Source organism: Limosilactobacillus avium (assembly GCF_947381485.1).
Classification (GTDB): Bacteria; Bacillota; Bacilli; order Lactobacillales; family Lactobacillaceae; genus Limosilactobacillus; species Limosilactobacillus avium.
This window is the reverse complement of the sequence record NZ_CANCWN010000048.1, coordinates 1-8,555: the sequence shown is the minus strand read 5'-3', so window position 1 is coordinate 8,555 and position 8,555 is coordinate 1. Positions and strand designations below refer to the sequence as shown.

Genomic DNA, 8,555 nt, shown 5'->3' with positions numbered 1-8,555 from the left:
CTGGCGCACACCAATCGAGATCTTCCTGCTTAATTTACGTCATTAAATTCGTTCAAGTTATTTCTTGCAATCTGCCATTTACTTTTGATTTATTCATCAAAAATAATATTTTTCGATAAATAATTACCGTTAACTGAAATTTCACTTATCGTATTTATAGTTAATTAATACGTTTTACCTCGCCTATTTCCGGCCTTTCCGGATACTGAAAAATAAGGATAGTACGGGCAGCTTAGCTAATTTTTACCGTGTCACGGTTTACTGTTATCATTCAAAAAGGCTAGTTTGCCGATAGCACTGCCATTCAACGACATAAAAAATACCCCGCGGGAAGGAAAATCCTCCCCACTGGGCACTTTTATTTATCACTACTTAGTATAATCAACATCTTTAGTTTCTTTAGTCAGCATCCAGGAGACAACTGCGAGAACTGACAGGACCAGCATGTAGTAGCCAGCTGAATGGAGCCCGCAGTTAGCGATTAGCCAGGTAGTCACGGTTGGGGCAACGGCCGCACCGACCACCGCAGCTAAGTTATAGGTGATTCCCGCACCGGAATAACGAACCTTAGTCGGAAATAGTTCCGGCAGGACGGCCCCCACCGGTCCATACAGGGTTCCCATTACCAAAAAGCCCACACCGAGGAATAGCAGCACGCCGACCAGGTTGTGCTGGCCAGTCAGAAAGTATGGAAAGACCAAGGAGAAGACGACGAGGGCCACGGACCCCGTCATCAGAACCTTCTTCCGGCCAACCCGGTCTGCCAAAACAGAGGTCAGCATGATCAAGACCGCGAATTCGACGATGGCCCCCATTAACAAGAGCAAGAACTCCGACGAAGAAAAGCCCAGCGCAGTAGTCGCAAACGACAGGGACCAGGTAGTTAAAGTAAAGAAGAGGGCGTAAGTGGCTCCCATGATGAAGGTCCCCTTCAAGATTTCCTTCCAGTTGGACTTGAAAACTTCACGCAGTGGTGACTTGGTCGTGTTGTCGCGCTCCTGGGCCAACTTAAACAGCGGTGTTTCCTGAAGACGGTGCCGGACGTAGAGGCCGATAACCACCAGGACGGCGGAGGCCCAGAATGGTACCCGCCAGCCGAAGCTCATCATCTGGCTTGGCGTAAGGACCCGCTCCAAGAAAAAGAATAAACCATTGCAGAGGAAGAACCCGATTGGGGCCCCCACTTCAGGAAAGGCACCATACAGCGCCCGCTTGTTTGCTGGGGCGTTCTCAGTGGCGACCAAGACGGCACCCGACCATTCGCCCCCAAGACCAATTCCCTGGACAAATCGGCACAGGCATAGGAGGAGGGCACCCCATACGCCCACGACCTGGTAGCTCGGGATGAAGCCGATGGCCACGGTTGCCACCCCCATCACCAGCAGGGAGACAACCAGGGTCTTCTTGCGGCCGAGACGGTCGCCATAGTGGCCGAACAAGAACGAACCCACCGGACGAGCAACAAAGGCCACCCCAAAGGTCAAAAGGCTAAGCAGGGTCGCTAGTAACGGCGTCATCTGCGGGAAAAAGACCTTTGGGAAGTATGCAGCAGAAGCAGTTCCGTAGGCATAAAAGTCAAAGAATTCAATTGCGGTCCCCATCATTGACGCCAGGATGACCGTCTTTACGGGGTCGCGTTCCAACTTCAGGGTGCTCGTTGCTGTTGTTACTGAATTTTCCATAGTATTTACCTCACATATTCTCTTAATTCATCGCTTGCCATCTCTTTTGGTTAAAATGTCGCTTTCCATTGTCCTCACATCCCTTCAAAACAAAAAGCCGGCTAGACCGCAGAGCAGTCTAACCGGCTGACAAGAAAATGTCGCTACCGCCGCTGCTCGCATCCCCGTGACGCGAACAGCACTAAATTATCCGCATCACCTATTCAATGATCCGAATAATAATAATCTTCACTTGTGCGTTAGCAGTAAAAGGCATCTTCTTGTCCTCGCTTTCGTTGATTTAATGTTTTACATATTATCATAAGCTAAATTAAAATGCAATAAATTTTCACATTTATTTTTAATCTTAGCCAACAGCCTAGGCCCGGACTCCTTCCAAACCTTCCTTCACGATGAAGATCACTAAAATGAGGGCAAAGACACTGTCCGACCACCACCAGCCTTGCCAGATGGTCAGCAAATTGCCAACCAGAACGGCCCCAGCAGTGTAGGCACAGGTCAAGTTGCACATGGCATCTTCCTTCAAGGCTGCGGAGTCAATTTGCCCTGCCACCCGGAGCTTGATTGTCATCAGGATTGGCATGCAAATTAGTGACGCCAGGGCCATTAGGGTGCCGAGCAAGCTACTTTCGGCCCCCTGGTGGTTGAGCAGGTTATAGGCGGAGGTCACAACAATGTAGGCCGCCAGCGCCAGCAGGCACCAGCCAACAATCCGGCTCGCCCGCCGTTCGACCTTGGCAACCGCATTGGCCGCAAGACGGTTGCTAACAACCAGCCGCCACAGCAAAGCCCCACCGGAGATGATTTCCAGCAGGCTGTCAAGGCCAAAGGCAACGAGCAACAGGGAGTGCGCCCGGATCCCGGACCAGCAACCGACCCCAAATTCGAGGACCATCCAGGTCAGTGAGAAGACCTCGACCGCAATTCCCTGCCGGTAAACACCTTGACTTTCCATCCGCAGTCACTCCCTAGCGTTAATCATCTTCACCATCGTTATACTCTGATTCCGGCCGCAGCTGGTTGGCATAGCCATTCACCTCGTCCTTTTGGGACTGGTTGGTATAGTAGTCCCGTTTGAGCCCGGAGACGGTGATGTGCTTAGTAGTGGTTGGCGTTTCGGCCACACTCTGGTCCCCTTCCGGATGAACGTACTTGACCGTCACGTCGTTCCCATCACGCTTGAAGTACACCCAGCTGGTCGGGTCCCCGTTGGCGGTCACGTAACTGAAGCCGGTCTTACTATCGGTCCCGTAGTACATGTCACCACTGCCGACGCCCTGTTTAAACCAGTCCGGTTGGGCATACAGGGCAACCAGGGTGCCCAGCTGCTGGGTCGTCAGGCCGTCCTTGGCGGTTGACTGGCCACGCAGGTCCTTGACCTTGGTGTTTTGCGCCACGTTCAGGATGCGGGCAACGCCACCGTGCTTTTTCGCGTAGGCCACCATTTCACTGGCCGTTACCCCGTCCGCGTTGATTCCGGCATCACTATCTTCCAGGTAGAACTTGTTGCCGGCAATCGTGTAGTAGAGGGCATCGATATGCTTACCGTTATTCTTGATCCCGGTATTCAGCTGCATCGAATACAGGAGGCTGGCTCCATTAGGGTAGCTCTTGTAGAGCGGACCCTCACCCTTGGGCACGTTGTCCTTATTGCAGATTTTAACCACGGCGCCCTGCCCTTTTTGGGCCATGTGGGCAGAATAGTCACGACTGTTGCCCCCCGGCAGGTGGTGGGCCCCGTAGTACAAAACTAACGCCGCGGTCTGGGCCGGCGTCAGGTGGTGGGCATCAAGAGTCTTACTCGTGGCGGCGCTGCTTGCAGCCCGGACCAGTTGTGGACGAACCCCGGCAACTCCACCACACAGGGCAAGGACAGTCGCCGCTAGAGTAATTCCTGTTTTCAATGATTTCTTCATAATATTCTCCTCCCAATTTACTAAGCTAGGCTAATTATAGCTGCTCGTCGTGGAGAATCAAAATTATTCCTGGTACGGGTTGAAGTGGTCGAAGTGGCTCATCTTATTGTTGGGTTCAAACGGCCGCTGGTAGATGTATTCGAACAGCTTCTGGTACTGGTAGTACAGCTGCTGCTCGTTCTTGCTGGGTGCCGGCTCGTAGTAGTGGCGGCCCACCAGGTTAGCCGGTAGGTAGGGTTGCTTAGCTACCTTCTTTGGTTCTTCAAACATGTTCTTCATCACACCGGCACCCCGCAACTTATCGGCACCCTTGTAGTGGGCGTCACGGAGATAGGCTGGCATCGGGTGCTGACTCGCATTTTTGGCATCCTTAGCTGCCCGCCGGTAGGCCTGCATGACTGAGTCTGACCGGGAGCTAATCGCCAGCAGCATTGTTGCCATCGCCACGTGGGTACTGGCCCGCGGCAGGCCAATCTCCAAGGCGGTATTAGCCAAGGTAATCACCTGGGCAGCCCGCGCCGGATCGGCTAGACCCATGTCCAGGGCGCTCATATTCTTCAAGCTGCGGACCACGGATTCCAGGTCCCCGGCCTCCAGCAAAACCGCCAGGTAGTAGAGGGCCGCATCCGCGTCGGAGCCCTCGACCGAATCCCGCCGGGCTGACAAGTAATCGTAGTGTTGGGTGGCGTCCTTGTCATACGCCAGGTGTTGCTGACGACTGAAGGCCCTTACCTGGTCGAGGGTCAGGTCCCGCTGGTGCATGGCGTAGAGGGTGTCCAAGACGTTTAGGGCGGTCCGGACATCCCCGTTGCCGGTGTTAGCAATCATGTGGGCAATCTCGTCGGGAATCGAGTAGTCAAAGGCCTCGTGGGCAGCCCGGACGACCATCCTCTGGATATCCGTCGTCTTCAGGGGGTGAAACTCGAAAATCTGGCACCGCGACCGGATAGCGGGGACCAGTGACAAAATGGGGGTTCTCCGTTGTTGCCCCGACTAAGAGGACGTGGCCGTTCTCCAAGTATGGTAACAGGTAGTCCTGGATTGGCTTGGTCAGGCGGTGAATTTCGTCCAGGAGGAGGACAAACGATTCCGTGGGGTGGCGGTTGATCAGCCTAGTCAGCTGGCCCTTGTTCTCAATTCTGGCGTTGAACTGCTCAAATGGGTAGTGAAGTTCGTTGGCAACCACGTGGGCCAAAGTCGTCTTTCCCGTCCCCGGTGGCCCCCACAAAATTAAGGGAATCGGGATATGCTGGTCAATGATCTGGCGGAAGGGCTTACCCGCCGCCAACAGGTGCTCTTGCCCCACCATTTCGGTTAGCTTCTGAGGCCGCATCCGGTCGGCCAGGGGCTGCTTGAAGTGCCCACCACTGGGACCGTTCGTGGAAAATAGTGATATGTCTTCAGCCAATTTTGGCCCTCCTCTCGATTAAACTCTCCCAATTATAACGTATGTTCCCTTCCTTGGCGGCTAATACGCAACAGGGCTTGACTGTAACGTTACGTCCTGGTTTATCTTGGATGATAATCAGTTAATTAAGAAGGGAGTTTTTTATAAATGATCAAACTTTTCGTGTCACCACGTTCTAGTTCGTCGCGCAAGGCCCGGGCCTGGTTAAAGGACCACCACTTGGCCTTCGTTGAACAGAACGTCGCCACTAACCACCTCTCCTTTACGGACTTCAAGCAGATCCTCTACCTGACGGAAAACGGCACCGAAGACATTATCTGCACCCGCTCAAAGGCCTATGCCAAACTCAAGGCCCAACTTACTGGTAATCATCTATCATTAAAGGAACTGTTGGCACTGATCAACCAGCACCCATCCCTTTTGCGGTGCCCACTAATCGTTGATGACCGCCGCCTCCAGATTGGCTATAACGCGGACGATATCCGCCAGTTCATCCCCCGTAAGGTCCGGCTCATGGAGCTGCGGCTCGTTCAGTCACGAGCAGAGGTTGCCTAGTGAGTGCCAGAAAGTGTTGAGCGCTTATACTAGCATTTCGGGCCACCCTAATTTAAAATATAGGGGTAAGACGCGTTTTTGGCTTTGTAAAGGCAGGCTAGTGCAATGATTCATAACATCCAGACCGTTTCTAACTATATCCAGGAAATCGAAAAGCTGATCAACAATAAGGAACATAACTATTACTTCCGGGGGCAGGATGACGCTTTTTCCAACACCCTACCAGCGATTTTTCGGAGTCGGAAGCTGCTCGACAATGAGGATAACCTGTTCAACGACTTTCTGATGACCGACCCCCAGCTTTTTGAAAAGTGCCGAACTAATTTCGAACGGATGGCCCTGATGGAACACTACCACCTGCCAACCCGGCTGCTGGATGTTAGTTCTAACCCCCTGATTGCCCTCTTCTTTGCGGTCAAGGGTGGCCAGGGAAACGGTGAGGTCTACGTCTACAAGGACCAGCCCAACCCAGATAAACTGGCCAAGATGCTGAACCAGCGCGGTTGGCACAACCTCATTGAGGAGTACAGCTTCAAAAGTGGGCTCACCAACCACAACTATTTCAAGAAGAACGCCTTCAGCAACGAAATGCAGCTGGAATCGTCCCTCGCCCGCCAGTCGATGGCCGACAAGAGTTCCTTCTTCCAGACTGTAAAGAACTTCTACCAGCTGGACAACAGCTACATTGCCCAGCAACACCGCCTATGGAGCGATGACTACCTGAACTACTTTGAGGACGAGGACTCCAACTACTTTGCCGAGTTCAAGCACGACCTCAAGACCCTCCCCTTCCTCCGCCTGTTCGAGGAGGCCAAGCGGGACATCCCCAGTTTTGCCAACAAGTTGAACCCGCTCGAACTAATTGTGCCCAAGATTGTCACCAGTAAGCGGATGAGCCGGCGGATGGAGAACCAGCAGGGGCTTTTCCTCTTCGTGCCCTTCATTGGCGACGAATACGACCAGTCAGTCGATATTGACTACGAAGAGGTTGAACGGCGGGCCCAGCTGGCAATTGATATTCTCAGCCTCTACAACCCCGAGAACCCGGACGAAAAGGAGAAGTACATCATCCCCGCCCAGTACAAGCGCCCAATCCTGGATGAACTAGCCAAACTGGGGATCGACTACAGTTTCATCTATCCTGAGGACCACGCCAAGAAGGCCGAAATGATCAAGGATAAGTACCTGGGACTCTAACAACACAGTAAATAAAGAGGACCCTAGTGTTTGAAAAATCTGAACACTAGGGTCCTCTTTATGTTTGTGAAGGGCCTACTCTATCTATCAATTTAAGCATCAACTGCGGTAATCCGTTCCTGGTGGTGGTGTGGGTCAGTAATTTCACTGGTAACCAGCTTGGCCATGGTCCCCGCCGTGACTTGTGATTGGCCATCTCCGTTAGCCAGGAGGTCGTCGCCACCGACAACGTACTTACCGGCCGGGCCGGCCACAAACATGGCGGACGGCGAAATACCGAGCCAGTCAACGTCGTGAACCGTCATCAGGTACTGGTACTCCTTCAGCTGCTGGCGGGGCGTGTTGATCCACTTCTCCGCGCCCGGGGTCTTGGCAATGTCTTCCACAAAATTATAGCGGTCACTACCCGTCCGCAGGCTACCGGCACCCAAGATGAAGATCAGCCGGGTTGGGGACTGTCTTGCCACCTTGACCAGCTTCTTCGCCAGGTCAATCTGCTGATCAGCGTGCGCCGGTCCTGGGTTAAAGGCGTCCACAATGACGTCAAGCTCTCCCAATGTGGCATCGTTCAACGTCAATACGTCCCCCGCAAGCAGGTTGGCGGCTGGGCCCAACACCTCGTGAGCCTTGGTCTCGTTACGGATAATCCCCGTTACTGCCAATCCATCAATTGCTTCTGCCTGCTTGTAAATTGCGCTCCCGGCCATTCCAGAAGCACCAATAATCGCTAGTTTTGTCATTGCCATCGCTCCTTACTATTTTATAGTTACCCTACCACAAAATAGCGCTCACCAGTAAGCACAAGGCTTCCTACTCGCCGTCGATAATCTTATCAAGGAGGCGGGCCAGCTCGTCCTTTTCATCCGCCGTCAGGTTGTCAAAGAGGTGACCAAACACGGCCTCCTGCTGGTCCTTAATTTCGTTGGCCCGGGCCTTCCCCAGGTCGGTGAGGAAAATAAGGGTTGCCCGCTTGTCGGCCGGGTCAACGGTCCGCTTGATGTAGCCATTATCTTCGAGTTTACTTAGGGACTCGGATGTCGACGACTGGTTGATACCGGCCTTTTTGGCGACATCCTTGGCCCGGATGCCTTCCGGAGCGGCGGCAATAATCGTCAAGAGGTTTTCCCGCACGAGTCCCTGCCGACCAGCAAAGCCGTTCAGGCCGCCCATTCCCGGACGTGGGCCCATCATATGTGGGTCTGCACCCCAGTTACCTGCTGGGCCAGCAGACATTGGTTGGGCGCCACACATTGGTGAAAAGCCACCGTGGCGAAACATTGGCCCCCGCTTTGGGCCCGCCGGGGAGAAGCCGCCTTTGCCAAAGCCAAATTTTCTCATTGCGGGGCCAAACTGGGGGCCCGCATCCCCGAAGGACTTAGTGCGTAGGACAGCGAGACTCCGCAACATTTTGTGGATTAATTCTTGGTCACTAATTTCAGTCATGGTTAAATTCCTCCTCATTCATCGTTAGTCTTTCTTATATTTAACGGTCGGCAATGGGTTGTCGGACAATAAATATGCAAGAATCACTGCCATAGCAGCAAGCGCGATTAGTTGATTGGTCAGCATATTCTCACCCTCCATTATTTTTAGTTCGGTACCGATGTATATAATATAATCCTCTCCATTTCGCTTGTCAATATATTTCGGTACCAAAATATATTTTGATGAAGAGCCGGTTCGGATCACTAGCTGCGCTACAATAAGTCGTTTTATAATAGGCAGATTGTAAAATTTAAGTTGAACATTTAAGTGGACAGAAAAACCCATCAAGGTCTTTAATGGTGTTACCTCAAC

General features: G+C 52.7%; 7 protein-coding genes and 2 pseudogenes. 2 read left to right on the top strand and 7 right to left on the bottom strand.

Annotated features, from left to right (window positions below; genetic code table 11):
* Positions 1 to 368 precede the first annotated feature (368 nt).
* The 4 genes and pseudogenes from QOS01_RS09860 to QOS01_RS09845 form a co-directional block, all read right to left on the bottom strand.
* Positions 369 to 1,682: an MFS transporter gene (locus tag QOS01_RS09860; protein ID WP_283622202.1), complete on the bottom strand. Its 1,314-nt coding sequence runs from the start codon at positions 1,680 to 1,682 to the stop codon at positions 369 to 371.
* Positions 1,683 to 2,040: 358 nt separating this feature from the next.
* Positions 2,041 to 2,637: a cation transporter gene (locus QOS01_RS09855; protein WP_283622201.1), complete on the bottom strand. Its 597-nt coding sequence runs from the start codon at positions 2,635 to 2,637 to the stop codon at positions 2,041 to 2,043.
* Positions 2,638 to 2,656: 19 nt separating this feature from the next.
* Entirely contained in the window at positions 2,657 to 3,598 is a 942-nt protein-coding gene (locus QOS01_RS09850; RefSeq protein ID WP_283622200.1) for an Lreu_0056 family protein, read from the bottom strand.
* Between the two features lie 63 nt (positions 3,599 to 3,661).
* A pseudogene (locus QOS01_RS09845) lies at positions 3,662 to 4,931 on the bottom strand (AAA family ATPase).
* Positions 4,932 to 5,153: 222 nt separating this feature from the next.
* Between QOS01_RS09845 and spx the strand changes: the two are divergent.
* Both spx and QOS01_RS09835 read left to right on the top strand, forming a co-directional pair.
* Positions 5,154 to 5,561 carry a transcriptional regulator Spx gene (spx, locus tag QOS01_RS09840; RefSeq protein ID WP_283622199.1) on the top strand — a complete coding sequence of 136 codons (408 nt, stop codon included), beginning with the start codon at positions 5,154 to 5,156 and terminating at the stop codon, positions 5,559 to 5,561.
* A 105-nt stretch (positions 5,562 to 5,666) separates the two neighbouring features.
* A complete protein-coding gene (locus QOS01_RS09835; protein ID WP_283622198.1) occupies positions 5,667 to 6,758 on the top strand; it encodes an FRG domain-containing protein in 1,092 nt (363 codons plus the stop codon).
* A gap of 92 nt (positions 6,759 to 6,850) precedes the next feature.
* Here QOS01_RS09835 and QOS01_RS09830 read toward each other — a convergent pair whose 3' ends face one another.
* The 3 genes and pseudogenes from QOS01_RS09830 to QOS01_RS09820 all read right to left on the bottom strand — a co-directional run.
* Positions 6,851 to 7,498: an NAD(P)-dependent oxidoreductase gene (locus QOS01_RS09830; RefSeq protein ID WP_283622197.1), complete on the bottom strand. Its 648-nt coding sequence runs from the start codon at positions 7,496 to 7,498 to the stop codon at positions 6,851 to 6,853.
* A gap of 70 nt (positions 7,499 to 7,568) precedes the next feature.
* Complete coding sequence (locus QOS01_RS09825; RefSeq protein ID WP_283622196.1) at positions 7,569 to 8,201, bottom strand: MarR family winged helix-turn-helix transcriptional regulator; 633 nt, start codon at positions 8,199 to 8,201, stop codon at positions 7,569 to 7,571.
* Positions 8,202 to 8,225: 24 nt separating this feature from the next.
* Positions 8,226 to 8,555: pseudogene (locus QOS01_RS09820) on the bottom strand (hypothetical protein); the annotation flags it as partial.